General features: G+C 47.7%; 27 protein-coding genes. 19 read left to right on the top strand and 8 right to left on the bottom strand.

Annotated features, from left to right (window positions below; genetic code table 11):
• The first annotated feature begins 7 nt into the window (after positions 1–7).
• The 13 genes from WJM45_RS16245 (at position 8) to WJM45_RS16185 (ending at position 11,917) form a co-directional block, all read left to right on the top strand.
• On the top strand, positions 8–841 hold the full coding sequence (locus WJM45_RS16245) for a MinD/ParA family protein (protein ID WP_341326109.1): 834 nt from the start codon (positions 8–10) through the stop codon (positions 839–841).
• Positions 838–1,581, top strand: a complete 744-nt coding sequence (locus WJM45_RS16240) for an RNA polymerase sigma factor FliA (protein WP_341326108.1) — start codon at positions 838–840, stop codon at positions 1,579–1,581. Before WJM45_RS16245 ends, WJM45_RS16240 begins: the two co-directional genes overlap by 4 nt.
• A gap of 756 nt (positions 1,582–2,337) precedes the next feature.
• On the top strand, positions 2,338–2,724 hold the full coding sequence (gene cheY, locus WJM45_RS16235; RefSeq protein WP_341326107.1) for a chemotaxis response regulator CheY: 387 nt from the start codon (positions 2,338–2,340) through the stop codon (positions 2,722–2,724).
• A gap of 15 nt (positions 2,725–2,739) precedes the next feature.
• Positions 2,740–3,465, top strand: a complete 726-nt coding sequence (locus tag WJM45_RS16230) for a protein phosphatase CheZ (RefSeq protein ID WP_341326106.1) — start codon at positions 2,740–2,742, stop codon at positions 3,463–3,465.
• Between the two features lie 10 nt (positions 3,466–3,475).
• Complete coding sequence (locus WJM45_RS16225) at positions 3,476–5,737, top strand: chemotaxis protein CheA (protein WP_341326105.1); 2,262 nt, start codon at positions 3,476–3,478, stop codon at positions 5,735–5,737.
• Between the two features lie 233 nt (positions 5,738–5,970).
• On the top strand, positions 5,971–7,071 hold the full coding sequence (locus tag WJM45_RS16220; protein ID WP_341326104.1) for a chemotaxis response regulator protein-glutamate methylesterase: 1,101 nt from the start codon (positions 5,971–5,973) through the stop codon (positions 7,069–7,071).
• Positions 7,071–7,823, top strand: a complete 753-nt coding sequence (locus tag WJM45_RS16215; RefSeq protein ID WP_341326103.1) for a flagellar motor protein — start codon at positions 7,071–7,073, stop codon at positions 7,821–7,823. Before WJM45_RS16220 ends, WJM45_RS16215 begins: the two co-directional genes overlap by 1 nt.
• Before the next feature lie 14 nt (positions 7,824–7,837).
• On the top strand, positions 7,838–8,731 hold the full coding sequence (gene motD / locus WJM45_RS16210) for a flagellar motor protein MotD (RefSeq protein WP_341326102.1): 894 nt from the start codon (positions 7,838–7,840) through the stop codon (positions 8,729–8,731).
• Positions 8,732–8,870: 139 nt separating this feature from the next.
• Positions 8,871–9,674 carry a ParA family protein gene (locus tag WJM45_RS16205; protein ID WP_341326101.1) on the top strand — a complete coding sequence of 268 codons (804 nt, stop codon included), beginning with the start codon at positions 8,871–8,873 and terminating at the stop codon, positions 9,672–9,674.
• The gene (locus WJM45_RS16200) at positions 9,674–10,414 is read left to right on the top strand and encodes a chemotaxis protein CheW (protein ID WP_341326100.1); all 741 of its coding nucleotides are present in this window, start codon (positions 9,674–9,676) and stop codon (positions 10,412–10,414) included. The genes WJM45_RS16205 and WJM45_RS16200 overlap by 1 nt, the downstream gene beginning before the upstream one ends.
• Before the next feature lie 266 nt (positions 10,415–10,680).
• Entirely contained in the window at positions 10,681–11,157 is a 477-nt protein-coding gene (locus WJM45_RS16195) for a chemotaxis protein CheW (protein ID WP_014149575.1), read from the top strand.
• A gap of 57 nt (positions 11,158–11,214) precedes the next feature.
• On the top strand, positions 11,215–11,388 hold the full coding sequence (locus WJM45_RS16190) for a hypothetical protein (RefSeq protein ID WP_341326099.1): 174 nt from the start codon (positions 11,215–11,217) through the stop codon (positions 11,386–11,388).
• A gap of 151 nt (positions 11,389–11,539) precedes the next feature.
• Positions 11,540–11,917, top strand: coding sequence for a DUF2802 domain-containing protein (locus WJM45_RS16185; RefSeq protein ID WP_341326098.1), 378 nt, complete (start codon positions 11,540–11,542; stop codon positions 11,915–11,917).
• Positions 11,918–12,205: 288 nt separating this feature from the next.
• Here WJM45_RS16185 and WJM45_RS16180 read toward each other — a convergent pair whose 3' ends face one another.
• The 3 genes from WJM45_RS16180 to WJM45_RS16170 all read right to left on the bottom strand — a co-directional run bounded on the left by WJM45_RS16180 (position 12,206) and on the right by WJM45_RS16170 (position 13,967).
• Positions 12,206–12,625: an FKBP-type peptidyl-prolyl cis-trans isomerase gene (locus tag WJM45_RS16180; protein ID WP_341328963.1), complete on the bottom strand. Its 420-nt coding sequence runs from the start codon at positions 12,623–12,625 to the stop codon at positions 12,206–12,208.
• Positions 12,626–12,898: 273 nt separating this feature from the next.
• Complete coding sequence (locus WJM45_RS16175) at positions 12,899–13,483, bottom strand: transglycosylase SLT domain-containing protein (RefSeq protein WP_341326097.1); 585 nt, start codon at positions 13,481–13,483, stop codon at positions 12,899–12,901.
• 361 nt (positions 13,484–13,844) lie between these two features.
• A complete protein-coding gene (locus WJM45_RS16170) occupies positions 13,845–13,967 on the bottom strand; it encodes a hypothetical protein (protein ID WP_341326096.1) in 123 nt (40 codons plus the stop codon).
• A 71-nt stretch (positions 13,968–14,038) separates the two neighbouring features.
• On the opposite strand from WJM45_RS16170, the gene WJM45_RS16165 reads away from it, so the two are divergent.
• Complete coding sequence (locus WJM45_RS16165) at positions 14,039–14,596, top strand: PilZ domain-containing protein (protein ID WP_341326095.1); 558 nt, start codon at positions 14,039–14,041, stop codon at positions 14,594–14,596.
• A gap of 70 nt (positions 14,597–14,666) precedes the next feature.
• Here the strand turns inward: WJM45_RS16165 and WJM45_RS16160 are convergent, their stop codons facing one another.
• Positions 14,667–15,656, bottom strand: coding sequence for a glycosyl transferase family protein (locus WJM45_RS16160; protein ID WP_341326094.1), 990 nt, complete (start codon positions 15,654–15,656; stop codon positions 14,667–14,669).
• 6 nt (positions 15,657–15,662) lie between these two features.
• Complete coding sequence (gene cyoE, locus WJM45_RS16155) at positions 15,663–16,550, bottom strand: heme o synthase (RefSeq protein WP_341326093.1); 888 nt, start codon at positions 16,548–16,550, stop codon at positions 15,663–15,665.
• A 100-nt stretch (positions 16,551–16,650) separates the two neighbouring features.
• Between cyoE and WJM45_RS16150 the strand changes: the two genes are divergently transcribed.
• Genes WJM45_RS16150 through rsmD form a run of 3 tightly spaced genes read left to right on the top strand, consistent with a single transcriptional unit; the run spans position 16,651 to position 19,878 of the window.
• Positions 16,651–18,012 carry a pitrilysin family protein gene (locus WJM45_RS16150; protein WP_341326092.1) on the top strand — a complete coding sequence of 454 codons (1,362 nt, stop codon included), beginning with the start codon at positions 16,651–16,653 and terminating at the stop codon, positions 18,010–18,012.
• Positions 18,012–19,310 carry a pitrilysin family protein gene (locus WJM45_RS16145; RefSeq protein WP_341326091.1) on the top strand — a complete coding sequence of 433 codons (1,299 nt, stop codon included), beginning with the start codon at positions 18,012–18,014 and terminating at the stop codon, positions 19,308–19,310. Before WJM45_RS16150 ends, WJM45_RS16145 begins: the two co-directional genes overlap by 1 nt.
• A gap of 4 nt (positions 19,311–19,314) precedes the next feature.
• On the top strand, positions 19,315–19,878 hold the full coding sequence (gene rsmD, locus WJM45_RS16140; protein WP_341326090.1) for a 16S rRNA (guanine(966)-N(2))-methyltransferase RsmD: 564 nt from the start codon (positions 19,315–19,317) through the stop codon (positions 19,876–19,878).
• Between the two features lie 326 nt (positions 19,879–20,204).
• Here rsmD and WJM45_RS16135 read toward each other — a convergent pair whose 3' ends face one another.
• From WJM45_RS16135 to WJM45_RS16125, 3 genes are all read right to left on the bottom strand, one after another.
• Entirely contained in the window at positions 20,205–21,311 is a 1,107-nt protein-coding gene (locus tag WJM45_RS16135; protein ID WP_341326089.1) for a chemotaxis response regulator protein-glutamate methylesterase, read from the bottom strand.
• Positions 21,312–21,583: 272 nt separating this feature from the next.
• Complete coding sequence (locus WJM45_RS16130) at positions 21,584–22,180, bottom strand: chemotaxis protein CheD (protein WP_341326088.1); 597 nt, start codon at positions 22,178–22,180, stop codon at positions 21,584–21,586.
• Positions 22,161–22,970 (bottom strand): protein-glutamate O-methyltransferase CheR, encoded by an 810-nt coding sequence (locus WJM45_RS16125; RefSeq protein ID WP_341328962.1) that lies wholly within the window; start codon positions 22,968–22,970, stop codon positions 22,161–22,163. Before WJM45_RS16125 ends, WJM45_RS16130 begins: the two co-directional genes overlap by 20 nt.
• A gap of 140 nt (positions 22,971–23,110) precedes the next feature.
• On the opposite strand from WJM45_RS16125, the gene WJM45_RS16120 reads away from it, so the two are divergent.
• Together WJM45_RS16120 and WJM45_RS16115 are read left to right on the top strand one after the other, a co-directional pair.
• A complete protein-coding gene (locus tag WJM45_RS16120) occupies positions 23,111–24,322 on the top strand; it encodes a methyl-accepting chemotaxis protein (protein ID WP_341326087.1) in 1,212 nt (403 codons plus the stop codon).
• A gap of 19 nt (positions 24,323–24,341) precedes the next feature.
• Positions 24,342–24,710 carry a response regulator gene (locus tag WJM45_RS16115; protein ID WP_014149557.1) on the top strand — a complete coding sequence of 123 codons (369 nt, stop codon included), beginning with the start codon at positions 24,342–24,344 and terminating at the stop codon, positions 24,708–24,710.
• Positions 24,711–24,974 lie beyond the last annotated feature (264 nt).

The following is a 24,974-nucleotide window of genomic DNA, read 5'->3' as shown; positions in this document are numbered from 1 at the left end:
CAGAAGAATGAAAAAAACGAATCCCGTTCGGGTCATCGCAATCACTAGCGGTAAAGGCGGCGTTGGGAAAACCAATTTATCGGTCAATTTGGGCTTGGCATTGGCTGAACAAGGCAAGCGAGTTGCTTTGCTCGATGCCGATATGGGGCTTGCCAATGTTGACGTGTTGCTGGGTATGTATCCGAAATTCAATCTTTCGCATGTATTGAAAGGTGAAAAGACATTGAATGAAATTATCGTGACCGGCCCGTCCGGTTTGCAAGTGATTCCGGCTTCCTCGGGCTTGCAGCATATGTCTGATTTATCGACTGTCGAGCAAGCCGCAGTCATTCGGGCATTTAGCGATATCGATCAGGATTTGGATGTGCTGATTGTCGATACGGCGGCGGGTATATCGTCCAGCGTCATTAATTTTGCCCGTGCTTGCCAGGAAGTCATCGTTGTCGTGTGCGACGAGCCGACCTCTTTAACCGATGCCTATGCCTTCATTAAGCTCTTGAATCGTGATTACGGCTTGAGCCGCTTCCATATTTTGACCAACATGGTTCAAAGTGCACAGCAAGGGCAGAATCTTTTTCAAAAATTGACGAAAGTCACCGACCGTTATCTGGATGTGACGTTACAGTTTGCAGGTGCGGTACCTTATGACGAATATTTACGCAAAGCCGTTCAGCAACAAAGCCCGGTCATCGCTGCCTATCCGCGCAGTAAAGCCTCTTTGGCCTTGAAAAATGTGGCAAGACAAATCAATAGCTGGCCGATCAAAGGACAAGCGGGCGGTTATCTTGAGTTCTTTATCGAGCGCATGATTCAATACGGCGCACAAAAGGATGTTGCATGAAGGGAGCGGCCATGTATGCGTCGGTGCAATCGGGTGAAAAAGAAGACCTAGTGCTGCGGCATGTGCCTTTAGTTAAACGCATTGCCTATCATTTATTGGCTAAATTGCCTGAAACGGTGTTGGTCGAAGACTTGATTCAATCCGGAATGATCGGCTTGTTGGATGCGATCAAGCATTTTGATGCTTCCCAGGGCGCCAGTTTCGACACGTATGCCGGTATTCGCATTAGGGGGGCAATGCTCGATGAAGTTCGACGATCCGATTGGACCCCGCGTTCCGTTCATAAAAAAGCGCGCATGGTGACTGATGCGATAAGGCATATCGAAAGTAAAACCGGCCGCGATGCCAGCGATGGCGAGGTAGCCGAGTATTTGGGGATCAGTGCCGACGAATATGGACGCATATTGCAAGACACGCAATGCTGTCGTACCTTGAGTGTCGAGGAGTTGTCCGAAGAAGGCGATGCGGCTTTTTACGATGATCAGCCATTAAAAAATGATCCGTTGAACCGATTAAGCCGAGAAAAATTCAATCAGGCTTTAGTCGATGCGATTCGAAGTTTGCCCGAGCGCGAACAGTTGGTGGTTTCATTGTATTATGTCGAAGAATTAAATTTACGCGAAATCGGTCAAGTATTAAATGTCAGCGAGTCCCGCGTCAGTCAAATCAGCAGTCAGGCCATGTTGAGATTGCGAGCGAGACTTGCGGACTGGCGTGAAGGCCATGATAATGGCGTTTGAATGAGGCTGTGCAGGCATGAACGTTATGCTTATCGTAGATCTTTTGTGAACCCGTTCCCAACGTTTTGTTTTGCACTAAATATTTTGTGCGGTTACCCTGGTTCTAGCTTGGGTATACCCATCGCAGATCAAAATTCGGCGCCGGGGTGTCCGTCAAAGGACTCCGTGAACCCAGCACCTAAATTCCATAGTCCATTGGCTATGGTTAACTATCTTGGATAATTTAGGTGCTGGGTGAATACATCCTAGTAGGCTCTATGCCAGCAGCTCCATGCTGGCCCCTCACCTAGCGTTAGGTGAGGGGCCGCACACCCCGGCGCTCCTTAGGCAATGCCGAAATTTCAAGTGCGAGAGGTATAATCTGTTCAGGAGTAATTATTCACACCCCTTATCGTTCCCACGCTCCAGCGTGGGAATGAAGACCGAGACGCTCTAGCTTCCCTACAATCAACGAAGATTTAACGAGCAAGTCCGGGTTGATTGAGAATGTGCGGAGATTGTGTCGGTCTCAGGAAGCTCTTGCTCTGAGCCCTTCGGCTGCGCTCAGGAGAGCCTTGTCGAAGGCTTGCCCTGAGCCCTTCGGCAGCGCTCAGGAGAGCCTTGTCGAAGGGGGAGTTTCCGGGGTGTGTTTCCCAAGCTGGAGCTTGGGAAAGAGCGTCAAGGGGATTGGCCATGCTATTGAAAAAGATATGCGATGCGTAGCATCAAACGTTAAAAAGGTTTTATTTATTAAGTTGAGTGGGTTGGAGACTATCCTTGGATAAAAATATGAAAATTCTCATTGTGGATGATTTTTCGACGATGAGACGTATTATAAAGAACTTGCTTAGGGACTTGGGTTTTACTAATACGGCCGAAGCCGATGACGGTAAAACCGCTCTGCCGAGACTAAAAGCCGGAGGCATCGACTTTCTAGTGACGGACTGGAATATGCCTGGCATGTCCGGATTGGATTTGCTTAAAGCCGTTCGATCCGACCCGGATCTTGCCACGTTGCCGGTTTTAATGGTAACGGCCGAAGCTAAGCGAGAGCAAATTATTATGGCGGCTCAAGCCGGCGTCAATGGATATATCATCAAGCCGTTTACCGCCGCGACGCTCAAAGAAAAAATCGAAAAAATCTTTGAACGCATAGACAGCTAAGTCTGAGGGGATTTAATGACCGATAAAGATCGCCTCAATCAGGTTAAAGACCTGCTTAAGGCATTAGAAGAAGGAGACGAGCAAACGGCCGACAGAATTCTCGATGAAATAGCCGGAATCCGCGAAAGCCAGTTGTTTATTGAAGTGGGTCGATTAACCCGGCAATTGCACGACGCCATGGTACATTTTTCCGTGGATTCAAAAATCACCGAGATTGCCGCGCAGGAAATTCCGGATGCGAAGGAACGATTGCGTTATGTCATTACGATGACAGAACAAGCTGCCGATCAAACCTTGACCGTTGTCGAGGATATCGTTCCGGTTGCGCGAATGCTCAACGAACAAGCCACCAGACTCGCCGAAAACTGGGAACGTTTCTTGATTCGAAAAATGCCTTTCGAAGAGTTCAAAGACATGAGTCAGGAAATCACTGAGTATTTTAATGAGTCGGTTAAATCGCTGGAAATTATGCAAAACGGGCTCAACGATATTTTAATGGCTCAAGGTTTTCAAGACATTACCGGACAAATCATCCGGCGCGTGATAGCAATGGTCGAAGACTTGGAAAACGGCATGGTCGACTTAATCCGTTTATCAAGCGTTAAGGCGACTTCGAGAGAGGCGGCTATGTCGAGCGTCGAATTGCCGGGCCCGGTCGTGCCCGGTGTTGACGATAAAAAAGACGAGGTGGCGACTAGCCAAGACGATGTTGACGATTTGCTATCCAGCTTGGGTTTTTGAGGATTGAATTATGGCGATTGATCTGGACGACGAAATTTTACAGGATTTTCTAGTCGAATCCGGTGAAATAATTGAATTATTGGGCGAGCAGTTGGTTCAACTCGAGCAGATGCCCAATGATTACGATTTACTCAATGCCATATTTAGAGGTTTTCATACCGTCAAAGGCGGTGCCGGATTTTTAGCGATAGACCCCCTGGTTGAAATTTGCCATAAAGCTGAAGATGTCTTTAATGTGCTTCGACAAGGCGATAGGGAAGTCGATCCTAAATTAATGGATGTCGTGCTTCAGGTGCTCGATATTGTTAACGAAATGTTCGGTCAGATCCGTGCCGGACAAGAACCTGAATCAGCATCGCCGGCATTGCTAAACAAACTTCAGGCTTTTACGTCCCCCGGTAAAGCATTCGAAGCGGAAACACCCGAGCAAAGGGGAGAGGAAGAGCAAGAGCCATCGCCGATTGCCTCCGTCGATGAAATCGATATTGTCGAGAAAGAATTCGAATCGATGCTGAATATGGCCGACGAGGAATCTGCTAGCATTGATGATAGTTCGGGCTCCGATGAAATCACCGAGGAAGAGTTCGAGCAATTGCTCGATACTTTGCATGGTAAAGGAGCTTCGCCGACCGCCCCTAAAATAACGCAAAGTGAATCGCAACCGGCTTCGGCAGCCGATGAAATTACCGAAGATGAATTCGAGCAACTACTCGATGCATTGCATGGCAAAGGTGGTTCGCCGACATCGCCCAAATCCGGTCGAAGCGAAACCGCATCGAATGCAGGAGCCGAATCGGAAAGTGCTGAAACGGTATCGATACCCGCCGAAAAATCGGTGCAGGCGGTTTCGGATTCCGATGAGATTACCGAGGACGAATTCGAAAATTTGCTCGATCAATTGCATGGTAAAGGGAAGTTCAATCCTTCAGCGGTTGCCGAAACCGGCGATCAAGCGCCTAAGGCGTCGGAAAAGAAACCTGTCGCCGAATCCGTTCCCGACAACAAAGACAAACCGTCGTCTGCTACTTATTCGATAGAGCAGCATGGCGCTAAAGAGCAAAAAACCGCCTCATCAAAAGCTGCTCATCCAGCCGCACCGCAAATTGAGCCCACCGTTCGGGTCGATACTCAGGTGCTCGACGATATCATGAACATGGTCGGCGAATTGGTTTTGGTACGAAATCGCTTTCAGACGCTTAGATCTGCATCCGAGAGCGATGATCAGATGGCCAAGGCAATTGCCAATCTCGATGTTGTAACAGCCGATCTACAATTAGCGGTCATGAAAACTCGAATGCAGCCGATTAAAAAAGTATTCGGTCGATTTCCGCGTGTTGTTCGGGATTTGGCGCGTAGTCTCAATAAACAAATTAGACTGGAATTGGTTGGAGAAGAAACCGATCTCGACAAGAACTTAGTCGAAGCTTTGGCCGATCCATTGGTGCATTTAGTGAGAAATTCGGTCGATCATGGTATCGAAAGCCCGGAAGAGCGGGCAGCGGCGGGTAAGCCGACCGAAGGCGTCGTCGTGTTGACCGCTTCGCAGCAAGGCGATCATATCGAGTTATCGATAAAGGATGATGGTAAGGGCATGAATGCCAATGCTTTGCGGGCCAAGGTCGTCGAAAAGGGTTTAATGGATGCCGATACTGCCGCTCGACTGGATCAACGCGAATGTTTTAATTTAATTTTTATGCCCGGATTTTCGACCAAAACCGAGATTTCCGATGTTTCGGGGCGGGGCGTCGGTATGGATGTTGTAAAGACCCGCATTTCTCAAATGAACGGTGCGGTCGAGGTTGATTCAAAGGAAGGCGTCGGTACTACGATTACTATCAAGGTACCTTTGACGCTTGCGATCATGCCGACATTGATGGTTAAGCTAGCCGATCAAGCTTTCGCATTACCGTTGGGTAGCGTGATGGAAATTCTCGATCTGGATCTTCGTGTGACTAATGTCGTGGATGGACAGCAGGTCGTCATGGTTCGAAACAAAGCCCTACCGCTATTTTATCTCGGCGAATGGCTCGTGCAGGACCCGAATTATGTACTAAATAAACAAGCTTCTGCACATGTCGTTGTGGTCAATGCCGGTGGGCGTCAAGTCGGTTTTGTCGTGGATCAATTAATTGGTCAGGAAGAAGTTGTTATTAAAGCTTTGGGTGCGAAATTGCAAGGTTTGGACGGACTTTCGGGGGCGACAATCACCGGCGACGGGCGCATTGCACTGATTCTCGACGTGCCCGGTTTAATGAAGCGATATGCAAGCTAATACTTCTTATCTTTGCGAATAGTCGTTTAATTATGTCAGATTCGAGGTATGTCTCTGTCGGGGAATCCAGCTCTAAATCATCGAAACTCTATCCGATAAGTAAATCAGTTGGCGTATAGGAACGTGCATGAAATAATTTCTTCAACTGTTGGAAGGGGATCGATCGCCAAACAAATCTGTACCTTTTCAATATTAGACATTTTTGGCTCAAATAGGATTAATTATAAGTTCTCATGGCCGTTAAGGTACTGATAGTCGACGACTCCGGGTTTATTTGTAAAAGAATCAAAGAAATCCTTGAGGAGTCGAAAGATGGCGAAGGACTCGCCGAATTTGAAGTGGTGGGTATTGCCAATAACGGCTTACAAGCGATCAGGCTGACGGCTGCCTTATCGCCCGATGTCATAACGATGGATATTGAAATGCCGTTGATGGACGGCATTACTGCGGTTAAACGCATCATGGCGGAAACGCCGACCCCTATTTTGATGTTTTCGGCAATGACTCAGGTAGGCGCGCAAGCGACATTGGATGCTTTGCATGCCGGTGCGGTGGATTTTTTACCGAAGCGACTGGATGAGATCGATGCCGACCGAGAAACGGCCAAACGCTTGCTTCGGCGAAGAGTACGCATGGTTGCCTTGCAAGCCGGAAAAAGCAAAACAAGAAGCAGCGGAGCGCCGGCTAAGAATAAAACCGAACCGGCAGAAAAATCGCTTGAAAAACCGGCTAAGCCAGGGATTCAGCAAACAGCGAAACAATTGGGCGCGTTACGCATTATGGTGATTGCCGCCTCGACCGGCGGTCCTGTTGCGGTGCAGCAAGTGTTAAGTCAAGTCCCGCAGTCATGTCCGTTGCCGGTGATCATTGTTCAACATATGCCGCAAAACTTCACGGCTAGTTTTGCCGAGCGGTTGGATCAATTATGCCGTATCAAGGTTAGGGAAGCACGCGATGGCGATATTTTGGAGCCGGGAACGGCGTTGGTTGCGGCAGGAGGAATGCAATTGGAATTAAAAGGCTCCGGCGTGCGTAAGTCGATTGTTTTAAGGCCGAAAATAGCCGGAGAGATTTACAGTCCATGTGCCGATATTACACTAGCTTCAGTCGCTCGGCATTTTCAAGATGCAGTGTTGGCTGTGGTTTTAACCGGTATGGGGTCGGATGGTAAAGAAGGCGCTCGAAAACTGAAACAAGTCGGTTCGATAGTTTGGGCGCAAAACGAGGAAAGTTGCACGATATACGGTATGCCCAAAGCGGTTATCGATGCAGGCTTAGCCGATAATGTTTACAGCCTCGATGAAATAGGACGGCAATTAAGTCGGATCACATAATGGATTACTTAAGTCTCATTGGCGTTGTTTTGGGTTTCGTGGCGATCGTCGGCGGAACGATAATGGACGGCGGACATGCTGAGGCACTGCTAAACGGACCGGCCTTAGTGATCGTTTTGGGCGGTACAATAGGCGCTACATTGTTGCAATTTCCACCGACAGTATTCTTGCGAGGCCTCAATCTCAGTTTATGGATCTTCAAGCCCCAAAAGCAATTATTTAAGCAACAAGTCAATAAAATGGTCGAATGGAGCGCGTTGGCCAGAAAAGAAGGTCTGTTGGGTCTGGAGTCGGTTCTCGATACCGAAATCGATCCTTTCGCAATCAAGGGTTTACAGCTATTAGTCGACGGTAGCGAACCGGAAGTGATTCGGGATTGTTTGGAATTAGAGATTAGTACTCGGGAATTTAGTGATTTACAGGCGGCCAGAGTATTCGAAGCCATGGGCGGCTACTCGCCGACAATCGGTATTCTCGGCGCCGTGATCGGTCTCATTCATGTCATGAAAAATCTGGCCGAGCCTGGTTTACTGGGATCCGGTATTGCAACGGCATTTGTTGCGACGATCTATGGTGTTGGCTTTGCCAATCTGATTTTTTTGCCGGTTGCAAACAAATTGAAGATGCAAATATTGATAATGTCACAGGCTAAGGAATTGTTGGTCGAGGGCATCGTAGGGATTGCCGAGGGAGAAAATCCAAAAAATATCGAATTGAAATTATCCGGTTTTTTAATCGAAAACCGGGATTAGCTCGGAGGGGCGTGATGCGGCGAAAAAAAAAAGAATTGGCCGAACCTGAAAATCATGAGCGATGGCTGATTTCCTATGCTGATTTTATTACCTTATTATTTGCGTTTTTTGTCGTGATGTATTCAATCTCGTCGGTCAACGAGGGAAAATATAAAACACTGTCCGACTCATTGGGCGAGGCCTTTTCGAAAAGGCAATCGGAATCGGCGATTTCCGATAAAGCAGCCCCCCCTTTTACCGTGGTGCAGCCGATCCAAATCGGTGAAGAGCCGATGACAGTTCAACCGATCGAGCTACCCCATCCGACTTTGGAAGAGGTTGAAAAAAAGCATGAGCTTAGTGAGGAAATCCTCCGTGAGCGTCGCAATTTGATTGAAGCATCCGAACAAATGTCGGAAGTCTTGGCGCCATTTATCGAAAAGGATTTGGTGGCGGTTAAAAAACATGACTTTTGGATCGAGCTAGAAATGAATAGCGAACTGTTATTTGCGAGCGGCGAGGCTGAGTTATCGCCAAAAGCTTTACCGATTTTGAAAAAAGTTTCGGAAATTGTCAGACGCATGCCGAATGTCATTCATGTCGAGGGGCATACCGATACGGTCCCGATTAGTACTGTTAAATTCCCATCCAATTGGGAGTTGTCTTCGGCGCGAGCGACTAGCGTAGTAAGGGAGTTCGTCAACGAAGAGATAGCGCCGTCACGATTGTCGGCGGTCGGCTATGGAGAATTTCATCCGATAGCCGATAACAGTAGCGAGGCAGGTCGATTTCAAAATAGAAGGGTTGTGGTGGTGTTGATGTCGCATGCTTTTGCTCGTTACGGCGCGGATGACGAAGAAAGAGCGAAGTTACTGAATATATCGCCGGTTACCGAAGCTGAAATGAATAATACTCAAGGCTCCCCATAGTGGTGGGTATATCCTTCTTTGTTCCTACTTGCTCTGGCGGTCAAGTTATGAGTTCCTTCGGAGGACTGTGGGAACAGGAAAATCTTCGAGAACCGATTTTTTGCGGTTTAGCTAATGAATTTAAGTTGAAAGGCATTTTATGAAGGTCTGGACGGTATCCAATCAGAAAGGCGGTGTAGGCAAAACGACGACCGTCGTTACGCTCGGCGGTTTATTGTCTTCCTGGGGATTTCGTACATTATTGGTCGATCTAGACCCGCACGGCGCATTGACGAGTTATTTCAAAATGAATCCCGATGAAGTCAAGGCTAGCGTATACAATCTTTTTCATGATGCCAGTTTGAAAAAGAAAAACGCGGGGCCCGAACCTTATATTGTAGAAACTAAATTCGACGGTTTGTTTGTGTTGCCGGCCGCGACCGCGATTGCAACGTTGGACCGACAAGTCGCATCGATGGGCGGTATGGGATTGGTAGTCAATAATGCCTTAGCCAAGGTATCCGGTCGTTACGATTACGTCATCATCGATAGCCCGCCAATGCTCGGCGTTTTGATGATTAATGCACTGGCGGCATGTCAGCAATTAATTATGCCGGTGTTAGCCGAATTTTTAGCTGTCAAGGGGCTTGAGCGCATGATGCATACGCTCAATATGGTTTATAAATCACGTACGCATGCGCCTCGATACACGATTGTACCGACGATGTTCGATAAACGAACGCGCGCCGCTCAAGAAAGCCTTGGGGTGTTGAGACAGCAATATCCGGATTATCTTTGGAATTCGATCATACCGATCGATACAAAAATCAGGGATGCCAGCACGCAAGGGATTCCGCTATCGATTTATTGGCCGGAATCGAAAGCCGTGGAGGCCTACTCGGCCTTGCTGGATCGCTTGTTATTGCATGATAATCAAACTGTCAAAGAAACGGCGGCAGTTTAATGAAGGGTCTTAGCGATAACAAATTGGATATCGAGCAACAGGTTATTCACCAGGAATTGGCTCTCGACAGCTATTTAAAGACCCTGTTGGAGGAAATGCCGACTGAGGAAGCCGAGGTGACTATGCCATCGGCACCTAAGGCAAAAGCGCCCGAACCGACAGCACATGTCGAATCAAAAATAAAGAAAAAAAGCGAGACCATTGCCAAGACGTCGGCCTTGGTTGAACTGCAATTGGTTCCAAAGCCTACCATGCCGCTTGCGGTTATGCCGTCTTGGGCGCAGTATGAATTCCAAGCCTTATTTTTTAGAATAGGCCAGCTCATACTGGCAACGCCTTTGGTTGAGTTATCCAGAGCCATTAAATTCGATAAGACGATTACTAAAATTCCTGGGCAACCCTCGTGGTTTATCGGTTTGCTGGAAGACCAGGAACGAAAAATCGGTATTCTCGATTCCGGGCAATTGATTTTAGGAAAAGGCTATGCGAATAAACGAAACTTAATCGAGCAGCCTTTTAAAAGTATGTTAATTACCCAGGATGGCAATTGGGGCTTGGCTTGCGATGAACTTCTGTCGATCGGCAAAGTGCGCCCCGAGCAAGTTCGTTGGCGAACCCATCGTAAGCAGCGGCCATGGTTGATTGGAACAGTAATCGAGGAATTGACCGCCGTGATCGATGTCGAGCAGTTGACGCCGCGAAGAAAGATGAAAGATGAAAGGGGAAAGAAGAAAGGTTAAAGGATAAAGGTTATCGTTCCCACGCTCCAGCGTGGGAACGCAGCCCTGGACGCTCCAGCGTCCAGGGGCGAATCGCTTACCTTTTTTAGGCTTGGATTCTACGGAAGACTTGTGAAATGGTACGTTGTGCGTAACTATAGTTTTTAAATTTCGTGATTTTCGTGTGTTTCGTGGACAATATTCTTTTTATAGAGTGAAGGGTTAGTAGTTGGGCGGATACGGTTTGCAAAAAATAATAACTTTGAATAATGAAGCGGTGATCGCGAATGAGTGAATTTGACACAAAACAAAACAATCCGGTGATGCAATGGGTAACTTTTCGTCTCGGTGATGAAAAGTACGGCATCAATGTCATGCAAGTGCAGGAAGTGCTGCGGGTTGCAGAAATCGCTCCGGTTCCCGGTGCGCCGTCTTATGTGCTGGGCATCATCAACTTGCGAGGCAATGTCGTAACGGTGATCGATACGCGCAATCGATTTGGTTTGATGTCGAAGGAGACCGACGATAATTCGCGCATTGTCATAATCGAAACCGAATCGCATATTATCGGCATCTTGGTCGATAGCGTTGCCGAAGTCGTTGAGCTGAGATCGTCCGATATTGAAACGGCTCCGAACGTCGGCAATGAAGAAACTTCTAGGTATATTCAAGGGGTGACTAGTCGAGATAATGAATTATTGATTCTAGTCGACCTAAATAAGTTTTTAAGCGATGAAGAGAAAGCGGAATTGGATATGTTTTGAAGTTAATTGTAACCTGAAAACATCAACTTCCTTGAGCCGCGGCTAAGAGAGGCGGTCATGATCGAAATACAACCGATAGTACCGACATATCCGGTTATTAAACCGGCTAAAGTCACTAATGACGAAGATCGACCGGATAAGAAAAAACAACAAAACGAGCAGGAAAAGGATTCTGAACCGGAGCAGCAAGACGATACGGGGCCTGCTCAACACATTGACGAAGTTGTTTGATTCCTCGTTCCCGCCGCTCCAGCGTGGGAATGCATACTGATCTTGCCTCGGAAACCAAGGTATGGGTTCCCACGGAGGACCGTGGGAACCAGAAAAAACCGGAGCAGCAAGGCGATACAGGGCCTGCTCAGCATATCGACGAAGTTATTTGATGAATGAAATTTTATATGCCGGTCTTGCCGTACTGAGCGTTATGTCGATTTTGTTGGTATGGTTAACAGTCGATCATATTAAGCTTAAACGCAACTATCGAGCCTTGGCGGAACATCTGAATAATCATAATTTGGATATTGTCGGTTTATGTTCGGCATCGGTCGGCGTCGATAATCGATTAGCCGAGACGGCTGAATTACTCAAGGAATTAACCGAAAAAATCAACGACTTTGAACAAAGAGAGGAAGAAGCGAAGCCTTATCACGCGATCATTCAAAAGGTGCGAAGCGGCGCAGACGCGGCTGAATTGATACAAAAATTCGGAATTAGTCGTGATGAGGCCGTGCTATTGATTCGTTTGCATGGGGCTAGATAAAGGCATTGTATTCGATCATAGTTGAAAATACCCGCCACTACCTTAAGCACTTAGAAATTCAAAGTGAATTCTAGGGTACGCTACGCGTACCTGGTGACTCAGGGTGAATTGCGAAATGATACGCGGTGTTCGTCACGCGAGGGCGGGTTATTCGAAACACCGCAAATTTTTTGACTTGCCAAGCTCCGTGAGAGTAGGTACATAGATGATGGGTTGATATACAGCTGGCTACTTCGAATGTCGGCAATACCTGCCGACATTCTTGCCAAACACACGGGACGTTTGACTTTATTGAACTTTGATCAGTTCAACATCGAATATGAGTGTGGCATTAGGGCCAATTGCACGGCCGGCGCCGCGTTCGCCATAAGCCAAATCGGAGGGTATGTAAAAACGGTATTTAGCGCCTTCCTTCATTAACTGCAGTCCTTCCGTCCAGCCGGCAATGACTCGGTTTAACGGAAATGTGGCGGGTTCGCCTCGGCCATATGAACTGTCGAATTCTTCCCCGCTAATTGTGGTGCCTTTGTAATGAACGGTAACATTATCGGAGGCATTTGGCGTGGCACCGCTTCCTTCATTCAGAACTTCATATTGAAGGCCGCTCGCCGTGGTTTTTATGCCTGCCTTTTTGGCGTTTTCGGCAAGAAAGGCTTCGCCTGCTTCTTTATTTTCCTGTGGGGTGGTCGCATTGGCCATTGAGAACATCGTAAATCCTATGATAATAGCGGTAAAAACTGAAAAAACGCGGATATGCAGTTTAGTCACAGATTTTTTCCTCCTGTCGTAAGTTATAAGGAATTGCATCCATTTTTGGAGAAGTCGCGAGAAAAAGCAAGAAGCTTGTTTATTAATCCCAATAAAATAGTTAATCTTTCTTGCTCGGATGTCAGTAGGTTGGCGCCTTCTAACTCCAACACCGGTTTGTCCTTTTTTTGCCGGTGATGTCGCTTGTTCGCAACTGTGAACAAGCAATATAGTCTACCAAAAAAACCAGCTCTTGCTTTCAAATTCGTTCCAGCATGAATTTAATTGCGAATCGTAAATACGGGCTTTGCGGTCGACTTTATCGGCAACTTTTAGTAGCCAGGGTTTTTGCAAAAACGTTCGGCGCCGGTATCCCGTATGACCTTCGTGATAGGCCAGGTATAGTTGCCGAGCGTTCGATTTAGCTAATCCGAGTCTTTTATAGCTCATGTGATTGTACCAGCCGACAAAATCGACTGCATCGGCAAAGTCTTCGCGGTCAGCGTTCCAGCGACGGTTATGTTTCATGTAGTCGCCCCAAGTACCGTCCAGTGCTTGAGCATATCCATAGGCGCTACTTTTTCTAAACCAAGGTATGAAACCTAATAATTTCCGTCTTGGCGGGGCGGCATCGGCAACAAAGCGAGATTCTTGATGAATGATCGCCATTTGAACGGGAATAGGTACCCCCCATTTTTGATAAGAGGTTTTGGCGTGTTTGTACCAGTTGCTTTTTTCTCTGAAAGTTTCGCAAATGTTTTCTGTGTTTTTAGGGGGAGCCGTGGTACAGGCTTGTAAAATAAGAAACGAGGTAGCCATTAAAATTATTTTTAACGATCTAATGGATAGCAGCATAAAAAATAGACAATCAAATTCTGAAAGACGAGGTTCGAAGCGAAAAATATAAATATTAGTCTACACTAGTCATTATTTAATATTCATTGTAAGAGCATAATACTTGCCCTTTACGGTTTGGAAATAGAGAATAGCGTTGTTTATTTTACGGTTATTGTCAGCAAGTCCCCAATTTGAAAATCAACAAGGGTGAGAGTAACTGTTCAGTTCCCCGTCAATTATCGTTCCCACGCTAGAGCGTTGGAACGATAGGGGTGTGAATAATGACGGGGGCGATAGGTGTGTTTAGCGAGGAGTAAAAATCGACCGAACACGCCGGCGCCTCTTAAGGCACTGCCGAAATTTGAAGAGCGATAAAGGTATAGATACCGGTTTCTTTCGACTCCATGTCTTCAATAACGAAGTCGTACAAAAATGTAATGAATGTAATGTAGGTTAACAATGCCATACGAAAAACGCCATTATCGGAAAAAACTAACCTCCCATGGATTAATTTATCTGGATGGGGAAGAACTTCCGATGACCTTAAGCAATATCTCAATCACCGGTCTGTTGGCTGAATTGGACGATCATGAACGCATTAATGATGTTGAAGATCTGTTCAAAACAATAAAGATATCGCCTATCGTTGATATCTACCTGCAAGAAATGCGGCTTGCCGGCGAAGCCGAAATCGTTCGAGCCGATATAATTGATGGTCGGATTTATTTGGCGTTGGATTTCAGAAATGTCGAGCACGATGTAGAAAACTTGTTTTATGCAAGGCATGCTTACAGGAAAAAATTGGAGGCGCCGGGACTCATAATTCTTAACGGCCATAATTACCATTTCAACACGATTAATGTATCGGTAGACGGCTTAATGGTTACGTTACCGGAGCGTATTGACGTGGAGCCTGGGGCAATTGCCGCGTTTAACTTTAAAAGACTCGACCTTCTCGGCGAAGTTAAGGTCGTATGGGTGAATTATCAGGACGGGAATACCTTATTAGGTTTGGAATACAATTACTTGGAAAAAACCTTTGTTGAAGGTATCCCGAGGTTTTCCCCTCATAATCCGGGTATGGTTAAAGGGTAGCTGCTTAAACGGTTTTTTCAATCAAAAGGGAGTCGTTGCAATCTATTCAAGCGGTTTTCTCCGCGAGTCATCATCCAAACGGCTTGCGGCTCCGCCAAAAATCTTCGGCCATCTTTATAGCGCGTTCTTGACTGTCCGCTTTTTCTAGCAGCTTCAAAGCAATCGCCGCGGTACCGATAACGGCCGCTTCTCCGTATTCGTCCACGATATCGCCTTGCCAGACTGCAGCGAGCTGGTTAGGGTTGAGTGTTTCGGATTTAACATGGCGACGCTCGAATATTCTCTGCCATTGCTCATCGTATAATTCGCCATGCTTAACGCTTTGCACCAAACAATCGGCGTCGGGGTTGCGTTCGACTTCGCCGCCTTCGCCTTTGAATACCGCGACATGAGGGTCATTCAGTAATAAGGCCGCTTCCTGATGCACCGGCCGGTAACCCGGGTGAAAAATCGCCTGAATGCTGTGTTTGGCATTAAAAGGATTCAACATTCTGGCGAGCGTATGTACCGGTGATCGCAAGCCCATGATCGGGCGCAATTCGATGATTTCATGAAGTTTCGGACAGAAGTATTCCAGCGGCAAATAACTGAAGTTCCGTTCTTCGAGTTGTTGCCGCGCTTCTTGCAAGGAGGCGGCGTGCTCGATGCCGAGGTATTTCAGAGCATCGTGCGTATATATTCGGCCTTCGGTATGGCCGCCGGCGCCATGCATGAAGACTTTGATGCCATTTTCCGCGAGCAATAATGCCGACAACAAAAACCAGGGGAGGTGGCGTCGTTTGCCGGCGTAGGAAGACCAATCCAGGTCGGCGGGAGATTCGTCGTCGGAACGACTAAAGGTTTCGCGGGCGGCTTCAATGAAACCGGCCAACTCTTCAGGGGTTTCTTCTTTAACCCGCAACAGCATCAAAAATGCGCCCAATTGCACGGGCAGCACTTCGCCGGTCAAAATCATGCGCATCGACTGATAGGCCTCTTCGCGGGTCAGCGGGCGCGAGCCTTTTTTGCCTTTACCGAGAATGCGGATATAGTGAGCAAAAGGATGTTCTTGTCTTGTCATGGCAGATTACAGTCCAATTACCACATAGTGATCGATCAATAACGCGGCAAACATCAGCATCAAATAAATAATGGAAAAACCGAAGGTTTTCATTGCCGTTCGGTCGTCCTTGTGGCGCATCATCAAAACTGCATAATAAATAAAACCGAGGCCCAGGGGAACCGCAACGGAGAGATAAATCAGCCCGCTCATGCCGGTTAAATAAGGCAGCAATGTCACCAATAAGAGTAGCACCGTATACAGTAATATTTGCAGTCTTGTGAATTCGGGGCCGTGCGTGACTGGCAACATCGGAATTTTAACTTTCGCGTATTCTTCGCGGCGGGCGATTGCCAGTGCCCAAAAATGCGGTGGTGTCCAAACGAAAATGATTAAAAACAATAGCAACGAATAAGGATGCACTTCGCCGGTCATCGCGCACCACCCCAAAACCGGAGGCGCTGCGCCGGCCGCGCCTCCGATCACGATGTTTTGCGGCGTCATGCGTTTTAGATAGACGGTATAGATGATCGCATAACCGATCAGTGACAATAACGTTAAAAAAGCAGTCAGCGGATTAACCAAAAGGCCTAATAGAAGCATCGATAATAGGCCGAGTAGCGATGCGAAAATGATGACATTCACTGAGTGCAACGAGCCTTTCGGCAATGGACGGTTTTGCGTTCTACCCATTAGAGCGTCGGCATTCTGATCGAGATAGTGATTAACCGCCGCGGCGGACGAGGCGGCGAGTCCGATGCCAACGGTGCTATAAAGCAAAGTGTCGATGGGCGGTATGCCGGGCACGGCCAGCAACATGCCGACCACAGCAGTAAAAACGATTAAGGCAACTACTTTCGGTTTGCACAGTTCAAGATAGTCACGCCAGGAGAGTAGGGCGGATGGGTTAGTCATTATCGAAAATATTCCAACATTTATATTAAGCTATAGAATACAGTGAACTATTGATTTATCAAATAGTCGGACGCGTTAACCTTACTACAGAGAGGATGTTATGAAGTTGCAAATTGCGAGTGCGGTATTATCCGGTATGTTTTTGTTGCCGGCACAAGCGGTGGTTAAAGTACATGAGCGGATTTTAGACAATGGTTTAAAAGTCCTGGTCAAAGAAGATCACCGTTCGCCGGTCGCGGTATCCCAAGTCTGGTACAAAGTCGGTTCCAGCTACGAGCCGGGCGGCATTACCGGTATTTCTCACATGCTTGAACACATGATGTTCAAAGGCACCGACAAGCTCAAACCCGGCGAATTTTCCCGAATCATCGCGGCCAACGGCGGCAATGAAAACGCCTTTACCGGTCGCGATTATACGGCTTATTTCCAGACGATGGAAAAATCCCGTTTAGAAGTCAGTTTCAAACTGGAAGCCGATCGGATGCGTAATCTCAAACTGCTGGATGAGGAATTGCAAAAGGAACTGCAAGTCGTTTACGAAGAGCGTCGGATGCGCACCGACGATAAGCCTCGCTCCAAAATCCAGGAACATTTCGCCGCACTGGCTTATTCGAACAGCCCCTACAAAAATCCGATTATCGGTTGGCCGACAGACATAGAGAACTACACGATTGCCGATCTCGAGGCCTGGTATCAAAAATGGTATGCGCCGAATAACGCCACATTGGTCGTGATCGGCGATGTCGAACCGAAAGCGGTGTTCGCGTTGGCCGAAAAATATTTCGGACCGCTCAAGCCCAGTGACATTACGCCGGTGAAGCCGCAAACCGAAGTCGAACAACTCGGCATACGGCGCATGATCGTCAATTTGCCAGACAAACTGCCGTATCTGGTCATGGGGTATAAAGTCCCTGTGCTGAATACGGCCGAGCATGAGTGGGAAGCCTATGCATTGGAAGTGATGGCGGGTATTTTGGACGGCGGCAGCAGTGCGCGCTTGGAATCCGGATTAGTGAGGGGCAAACAGATCGCTGTGGCGGCCGGGGCCGGCTACAACTTGAGTTCCAGACTCGATGAATTGTTTATGTTTGACGCGACGCCTGCACAAGGAAAGAGTCACCAAGAATTGGAAGCGGCGTTAAAGGAAGAAATCGAAAAACTCAAGTATGAGTTGGTGCAACCGGAAGAATTGCAGCGGATCAAAGCGCAGGTGCTCGCGAATGCCACCTACGAGCGCGACTCGATGTTTTATCAAGGCATGCAACTGGGCATCAATGAGACCGTCGGTTTAGGTTGGCAAAAAGCCGACGAATATGTCGACAAGGTCAATCGGGTGACCGCCGAACAAGTCCGAGAAGTCGCTAAAAAATATTTTACCGATAACAATTTGAGCGTGGCCTATTTAGTGCCGCAACCAATCGCTGAACAAACCGGCAATAAAAAAATTAAGGAGAGCAAATAATGCGTATCGCTTTGATCAGTCTGTTATTGATGCTGACAGGACAGGCCTCTTGGGCTGCGGCAAACATCGAACACTGGACAACCAAACAGGGGGCTAGAGTGTATTTCGTACCCGCTCCAAATCTGCCGATGGCCGATATTCGGGTGACTTTTGATGCTGGCAGTGCCCGCGACGGCAAGCAATTCGGGATCGCCGCGTTGACTTCCGGGCTTCTCGATACCGGCGCCGGCGAATGGAATGCCGATCAAATCGCACAGCGTTTCGAAAGCGTCGGCGCCCGTTTCGGAACCGGCGTATCCCGCGATATGGCTTGGCTGTCGCTACGGACTTTGACCGATCCGAAACTGTTCGATAAGTCGGTCGAAACGATGCAAACCATCCTAACTCAACCGCGCTTTGAGGAAGCCGATTTTCAGCGCGAAAAAAAGCGCACGTTGGCCGGTTTAAAACATCGCGAATCTTCGCCGTCAACACTGGCCGATATTGCCTTTTATAAAGCGGTTTACGGACAACATCCCTATGCGCATCCAAGTGCCGGCGAAATTGAGACTGTAGAACCTTTGCAGGCCAAGGATCTTAAAAGCTTTTATAGCAAATATTATGTGGTTACCAATGCGATGGTAGCCATCGTCGGCGATATGAGCCGTAAACAGGCTGAACAAACCGCCGAGAAATTGTTGGCGAAATTACCGGTCGGACAAAAACCCGCCGAATTACCGGAAGTGGCGATGCCCAAGCAAGGCCGCCGCAAACATATCGCGTTTCCTTCCGCGCAAACTCATGTAATGAGCGGTCTGCCGGGATCCTATCGCAATGACGACGACTATTTCGCATTATTTGTCGGCAATCACATACTGGGCGGCGGCATGCTGGTTTCGAGATTATTCGAGGAAGTCAGGGAAAAACGAGGTCTAGCGTATAACACTTACAGTTATTTTGCACCGATGTATCGCAAAGGACCTTTTGCGATGGGCCTGCAAACCCGGACCGATCAAGCCGACAAAGCGTTGGAAGTCTTGAATCAAACCTTGACCGAATTTATTAAAGACGGGCCGACCGAGGAAGAACTCACAGCCGCAAAACAAAACATCACCGGCGGTTTTGTCATGCGTTTCGATACCAACAGCAAAATGATCGGTTATGTTGAAATGATCGGTTTTTATAATCTTCCGCTCGACTATTTGGATACCTTCCAGGAGAAGGTCAATGCAGTGACCGTCGATGCGATCAAGGACGCGTTTCAGCGGCGGGTCGATTCGGAGCTATTGCAAACAATTACCGTCGGCGAAGCGCAATAAATCCGTGCAAAACAAGCTAAGAATCATCGCCGGCGAATGGCGCGGTCGCAATCTGCGTTTTACCGACGCACCGGGATTGCGCCCGACGCCGGCAAGAGTTCGGGAAACCTTGTTCAATTGGTTGCGAAGCGATATTTATGGCAGCCGTTGCCTGGATCTTTATTCAGGCAGCGGAGCGTTGGGTTTCGAGGCGGCGTCGCGAGGCGCAAAATCGGTCGTACAGGTCGAAAACAACCCACAGGCTTGCCGGCATTTAAAAGAGAATGCCGTTATTTTATCGACCGACCGAATCAAAATCGTCAATCAGGATGTTTTCCGTTATTTGGCCGGTGACGTCGAATCGTTCGACTTGGTTTTTCTCGACCCGCCGTTTGGCAAAAGTCTCGCTGTGCAAACCTGTCAATGGCTCGAGGATAAGGGCTGGTTGTCCGCGCAGGCTAAAATCTACTTGGAAACGGAAATCGGGCTCGATCTCACCGGCATGCCCGAAAACTGGCGGCTTCTGAAAGATAAAACGGCCGGCGAGGTCGCCTATCGATTATACGAAAGGTCCGCTGCGCGTATCTAATGTCGGTGCAGAGCACACATGAGGCCACGTTAATCTACGGGCGAGTCTATTGAGGTACGCACAGCGTACCCTACATCAACTTGGCGTAGTATTAATTTCAACTATTAACGCGAGCATAGCCTAAATTAACCTAGAAAAAGCATTTCACCATGAAGATCATGAAGAATAGGAAGTTAATTCAATAGCTTATTACGCGTTTGTATAGAACTTTCGCTCACCAAAAAGGTTAGCGAGAAGGATTTGGTAAGTTCTTGGAATCCTTCATGAACTTCATGTCCTTCATGGTTAAACTGCCGAATTCAGGATTAAGGCTTATTTGCCGATATTCATTCCGCCGTATTCGAAGTTTTGCCCAAAGGCGTTCCGGTTGAAGAATTGACGATAAGTTCAGGTATCGAATGTAAAGGCAGGGTCTTGGAGACGCCGCCGAGTTTCACCGCTTCCTTGGGCATGCCGTATACGATGCAGGAGGCTTCGTCTTGCGCGACGGTGAACGCGCCGGCATCGAACATTTCTTTCATACCCTTCGCGCCGTCGTCGCCCATGCCGGTCATGATGATACCGACGGCGTTCGGGCCGGCTGATTGGGCGCAGGAGCGGAATAAAACGTCCACGGACGGCCTGTGCCGGCTGACCAACGGCCCGTCCTTGACTTCGACGCGATATTGTGCGCCGCTACGGCGCATTAGCATGTGTTTGCCCCCCGGGGCGATCAGAACTTGTCCGGGAATGACCCGGTCGTTGGTTTCGGCTTCCTTGACGGAGACTTGGCAAAGGCCGTCAAGCCGCTTTGCGAAGGCAGCGGTAAATGCCTCGGGCATGTGCTGTACAACCACCAGTCCCGGCGAGGTTCGAGGGAGCTTGGTCAGTACAAACTCCAGGGCCTGAGTTCCGCCCGTCGAAGTACCAATGGCAATCACCCTATCGGTCGTTTCCGATAGGGGCTTTAAATGTGAAGGGGCGATGACCGCATCGGCATTTTGTTTCGGTTTGGGCTCGGTGTTTGAAGGCATGCTTTTTATTTTACCAACCCGGGCATGGGCCGCGGCTTTCACTGCATCGATAATCAGCGTGTTGGATTCTTCAAGGAAGTGGCGCAGGTTGACCTTAGGCTTAGTGATGATGTCGACCGCTCCGGCACTCATTGCCTGCATCGTCACTTCGGCGCCTTTTTCGGTGAGCGTCGAGCAAATGACGACCGGAGTCGGGCGTTCGAGCATGATTTTCTTGAGAAAAGTTACGCCGTCCATGCGCGGCATTTCGATATCCAACACGATTACGTCCGGCCACTCTTTTTCCATTTTTTGCAGGGCAAAAATCGGATCGGGCGCCGATCCGATAACTCTGATGCCGGCAGTGCCTTCGAACAATTGTGTGAGAACCTGTCTAACGACGGCCGAGTCGTCTACGATGAAAACTTTAATGATATTCATGCTTTGCATTTTTATATTAAGGGCTTGGGCATAAATCGGTTGAGCCGCCTTACCAAAGGCTAAGTATGCGGTAATAGTTGCCCCCACTACCGGAAACACTTGTAAACTCAAAACGAATTGTAGGGTACGCTATGCGTACCTAATGTCGGCACAACGGAACCCATGAGAGCACGTTAAGCTACGGGCGGATCTCCTGTGGTACGCACAGTGTACTCTACAGTCTTTTCGGCATTCGCATAGTATTAATTTCAACTATTAACGCAAACATAGCCTTACCAAAATTCCACGTCCGATTTGATTTTTTCTTGTGCATCAATGCGTTTTTTCCAAAAAGAGCGCTCTTGTTTTTCCAGTTGTTGTGTGAGCGAGGTTTCAATGGTTTTGACGTATACCGAAAAATCGCTACTGACGAAATGAATGCTACGGCCTACCGTGCCTCCGAAGCTCGCCGCCAGTATCGGTATTTTTTCTTGTGCCAAGAATGTTTTGATAAATTCGATATTGACTTCGCCGACGGATAGTTTATCGGTTTTGTCGCTACGTAAGTGTAGTACATTGCCGCCACCGAAACATTTGGCTTTAATTCGCGATTTTTTTGCCCCCTTTTTCATCATATCGTTGATCAAAAGCTCCATGGCATAAAGTCCGTAACGGCCTTCCTCGGTTTCGATAATCGGACGGCTTCGGGAATGATGCTGATAGGCGAGTAAAAAGTGATTCATCCCCGCTATTTTGTTGACCGGATCGAAGAGGCATGCAGCGACGCAAGAACCCAGCAAGGTCGATATTAACTCGCCGCTGGTACTGACATAGTACTCGCCGGGTTCGATAATCACGCGGCGAGTTTCTTTATAAGGTTGAACGATCATTTTTTCTGAAAATCGATGGTTTGATCATTTCCAGGTCGCTGGTTATCCGATGCAGGCTTTCGGAGTGGCTGATGAAAAAATAACCGCCCGGTTTCAGTGCTTTGATTATGCGCTCGACAACCGCTTTTTTGGTATTTTGATCGAAATAAATCAAAACATTGCGTAAAAAAATCAGGTCGAAGTGTTTGGTAAGCTGGTTAGGTAGCGATTGCATCAGGTTGATTTGCTCGAAGTGCGTTCGGTCGATCAACGACTCGTCAACCCGAAAAAAGCCTTCTTGCGAGCGCACGCCCCGCAAACAGTATTTTTTTAGTAAGGCGGGGTCCATTTGTTCCAAGCGGGCCATCGGGTAGATGCCGTTTCGAGCAATGTCGAGTACGCGCGTGCTCAAATCGGAACCTAGTATAGTCCATCTCTTTCGACCCAATGTCTCCGCCAGAATCATAGCCAACGAGTAAGCCTCTTCCCCTGATGAACAAGCCGCGCTCCAGGCGTTAAAATTTTCTCCTTGCCAAGATTTTAAAAGAGTTGTTCGCAAAAATTCGAAGTGTTTGGGTTCGCGAAAAAAATATGTTTCATTAGTGGTTAAAAAATTAACCATTATTTGAAATTCATCGGCAAATTCGGGTTTGCTCAGTAATCGAAAATATTCCCCGTAGCTAGTCAGTCCGTGAAAATGCAGGCGTTTGGCGAGCCTTCCGGCAACCATGACTTTTTTTTCGGGGGCTAAATAGATGCCTGCGTGCTCGTAAATTAAGCGCTGGAAGCAATCGAATTCTTTTTTAGTAATGGGTGAAATGCTAATCTTTGTATCCTTGAGTCATGCGCTAATCGGTCATATCTTGGTCATGAAAGAACGTTGATTGTGTTGTGTGCCGTAAAACCTTACTATAATTGATAACTCAACAGTGCCAAAAAAGGAAGTATTTCATGTCTTTTTCCGATAACACGCCAAGTATTGCCGCAAACGGAAAATTCGCCTTCTATAGCATGCCGACAGGTTTGGGTTTGCTTGGGGGAGGGATAGCTGTCTGGCAAGGCGCATTCAATCTCGTCGGCTTTATCGCAATGGGGATTCTTACGGCAATCGGTTTCGTTATTGGGTTGACATTGTTTAAGCGTCAACAAGAGAGTTTGAAGCGTTTGGATGCCCAGTGGAAAAACGATGAAAACGCCAAGCTGAACGACGCAAATGCATATTCGATCGAGTTGGAAAAGCTGATTATGGAGGTTGTACCGATCGTTATTCGTCAAGTCGGGACCTCCCGTGCTCATACCGAGCAGGAAATTACCACGTTATCGGTTCAATTTTCAAGCATGGTTTCGCAAATCGACGCGTTGAGCGGCCTGACGCAACAAGGTCATCAGGAAGATCATATCGATTCCTTGCTTAGCGGAAGCCGCACGACTTTGGAAGGCGTTATCCAAAACCTTAATCAGATCAATCAGGCTGAACGGGTCATGATCGATCAGGTTAGAGAGCTATCGACGTACACCAATAGTCTCGATAGTATGGCGCAAGAAGTTCGTAAAGTCGCCGAGCAAATCAATTTGCTGGCTTTGAATGCCGCGATCGAAGCGGCCAGAGCCGGAGAGCACGGGCGCGGTTTTGCGGTCGTTGCCGACGAGGTCAGAAAACTGGCTGGCTTTTCATCGACGACCGGCGAAAGAATTAGTCGGACGGTCAATGAAATTATTGCAGCGATGAACACAACACTGAGAACGGCAGAGTCGTCGACGGAAAGCGACGAACAAAATATCGGTTCCGCAGATCACGCGATCAACCAAGTCATGTCCGATATCAAAGCGACTTTGACGGCTTTTAAAGATGATGCAGTCGAATTAATGGATAATAGCGAGCAAATCCGCGATCAAATTTATTCGGTTTTAACAGCGTTGCAATTCCAGGATCGAGTCACTCAGATGCTTGATCATGTCGAACATAATTTAGAACACCTGCAAAATGCTATCGAAAAAACGCAAGGAGCCGGACATATGCGCCATGCCGATATGATTAACGTCGAACAAACCTTATCGACAATGGAGCTCAGTTATACGATGCCCGAAGAGTTGATTAATCATGCTTCGGCTACAACTTCTCATGACCGGTCGAGCTATTCCGACGATCTTACTTTTTTCTAATTCAAGGAGAACCTCTAACATGGCTAAAACGATCATGATTGTCGATGATTCCGCTTCTATCCGGCAGGTCGTCAGCATTGCGTTGAAAGGCGGCGGTTACGACGTTTTAGAGGCGTGCGATGGTAAAGACGCGCTGAACAAACTGAAAGGCCAAAAAATTCATCTGATCATCACCGATGTCAACATGCCGAATATGGACGGCATTACCTTTGTGCAAGAAGTCAAAAAATTACCGGATTATAAGTTTACGCCGATGATGATGTTGACTACTGAGGCCGCCGAAGATAAAAAACAGGCAGGGAAGGCGGCCGGTGCTAAGGCGTGGTTGACTAAGCCGTTTCAGCCGCAGACCTTAATGACGGCGGTATCGAAATTGGTTTTACCTTAAAGATCTTTAAGGATCTGGTCTTAAATATGTCTATGTTCGAGTTAATAGTTGAAATTATATACCTATCGCACATGAAATTTCGGCATTCACCTCCCTCGCCCACTGTGGGAGAGGGCTGGGGTGAGGGTTTTAAAAAACCGAAATTTGATGTGCGAAAACTATAACCGTCGTAGATGAAAATTCGGTCCCGGGGTGCCCGTCTCGGTTTGCGTCGTGCTCTAGTAGGGCTACGCAGCTATGAATCCGGGAGTAATTTGCTCCGGT

It is taken from the genome of Methylotuvimicrobium sp. KM2 (assembly GCF_038051925.1).
In the GTDB taxonomy this organism is placed as follows: Bacteria; Pseudomonadota; Gammaproteobacteria; order Methylococcales; family Methylomonadaceae; genus Methylotuvimicrobium.
Note: the sequence above shows the minus strand (reverse complement) of the source record. Positions and strands in the feature narration are given on the sequence as shown.

Excerpts from the sequence above, each read along its gene's own strand:
- WJM45_RS16245 (WP_341326109.1), top strand. The coding sequence starts at position 8 with ATGAAAAAAACGAATCCCGTTCGGGTCATCGCAATCACTAGCGGTAAA.
- WJM45_RS16240 (WP_341326108.1), top strand. The coding sequence starts at position 838 with ATGAAGGGAGCGGCCATGTATGCGTCGGTGCAATCGGGTGAAAAAGAA.
- WJM45_RS16230 (WP_341326106.1), top strand. The coding sequence starts at position 2,740 with ATGACCGATAAAGATCGCCTCAATCAGGTTAAAGACCTGCTTAAGGCA.
- WJM45_RS16225 (WP_341326105.1), top strand. The coding sequence starts at position 3,476 with ATGGCGATTGATCTGGACGACGAAATTTTACAGGATTTTCTAGTCGAA.
- WJM45_RS16220 (WP_341326104.1), top strand. The coding sequence starts at position 5,971 with ATGGCCGTTAAGGTACTGATAGTCGACGACTCCGGGTTTATTTGTAAA.
- WJM45_RS16215 (WP_341326103.1), top strand. The coding sequence starts at position 7,071 with ATGGATTACTTAAGTCTCATTGGCGTTGTTTTGGGTTTCGTGGCGATC.
- motD (WP_341326102.1), top strand. The coding sequence starts at position 7,838 with ATGCGGCGAAAAAAAAAAGAATTGGCCGAACCTGAAAATCATGAGCGA.
- WJM45_RS16205 (WP_341326101.1), top strand. The coding sequence starts at position 8,871 with ATGAAGGTCTGGACGGTATCCAATCAGAAAGGCGGTGTAGGCAAAACG.
- WJM45_RS16200 (WP_341326100.1), top strand. The coding sequence starts at position 9,674 with ATGAAGGGTCTTAGCGATAACAAATTGGATATCGAGCAACAGGTTATT.
- WJM45_RS16195 (WP_014149575.1), top strand. The coding sequence starts at position 10,681 with ATGAGTGAATTTGACACAAAACAAAACAATCCGGTGATGCAATGGGTA.
- WJM45_RS16190 (WP_341326099.1), top strand. The coding sequence starts at position 11,215 with ATGATCGAAATACAACCGATAGTACCGACATATCCGGTTATTAAACCG.
- WJM45_RS16185 (WP_341326098.1), top strand. The coding sequence starts at position 11,540 with ATGAATGAAATTTTATATGCCGGTCTTGCCGTACTGAGCGTTATGTCG.
- WJM45_RS16180 (WP_341328963.1), bottom strand. The coding sequence starts at position 12,625 with ATGTTCTCAATGGCCAATGCGACCACCCCACAGGAAAATAAAGAAGCA.
- WJM45_RS16175 (WP_341326097.1), bottom strand. The coding sequence starts at position 13,483 with ATGGCTACCTCGTTTCTTATTTTACAAGCCTGTACCACGGCTCCCCCT.
- WJM45_RS16170 (WP_341326096.1), bottom strand. The coding sequence starts at position 13,967 with ATGGCATTGTTAACCTACATTACATTCATTACATTTTTGTACGACTTC.
- WJM45_RS16165 (WP_341326095.1), top strand. The coding sequence starts at position 14,039 with ATGACCTTAAGCAATATCTCAATCACCGGTCTGTTGGCTGAATTGGAC.
- WJM45_RS16160 (WP_341326094.1), bottom strand. The coding sequence starts at position 15,656 with ATGACAAGACAAGAACATCCTTTTGCTCACTATATCCGCATTCTCGGT.
- cyoE (WP_341326093.1), bottom strand. The coding sequence starts at position 16,550 with ATGACTAACCCATCCGCCCTACTCTCCTGGCGTGACTATCTTGAACTG.
- WJM45_RS16150 (WP_341326092.1), top strand. The coding sequence starts at position 16,651 with ATGAAGTTGCAAATTGCGAGTGCGGTATTATCCGGTATGTTTTTGTTG.
- WJM45_RS16145 (WP_341326091.1), top strand. The coding sequence starts at position 18,012 with ATGCGTATCGCTTTGATCAGTCTGTTATTGATGCTGACAGGACAGGCC.
- WJM45_RS16135 (WP_341326089.1), bottom strand. The coding sequence starts at position 21,311 with ATGAATATCATTAAAGTTTTCATCGTAGACGACTCGGCCGTCGTTAGA.
- WJM45_RS16130 (WP_341326088.1), bottom strand. The coding sequence starts at position 22,180 with ATGATCGTTCAACCTTATAAAGAAACTCGCCGCGTGATTATCGAACCC.
- WJM45_RS16120 (WP_341326087.1), top strand. The coding sequence starts at position 23,111 with ATGTCTTTTTCCGATAACACGCCAAGTATTGCCGCAAACGGAAAATTC.
- WJM45_RS16115 (WP_014149557.1), top strand. The coding sequence starts at position 24,342 with ATGGCTAAAACGATCATGATTGTCGATGATTCCGCTTCTATCCGGCAG.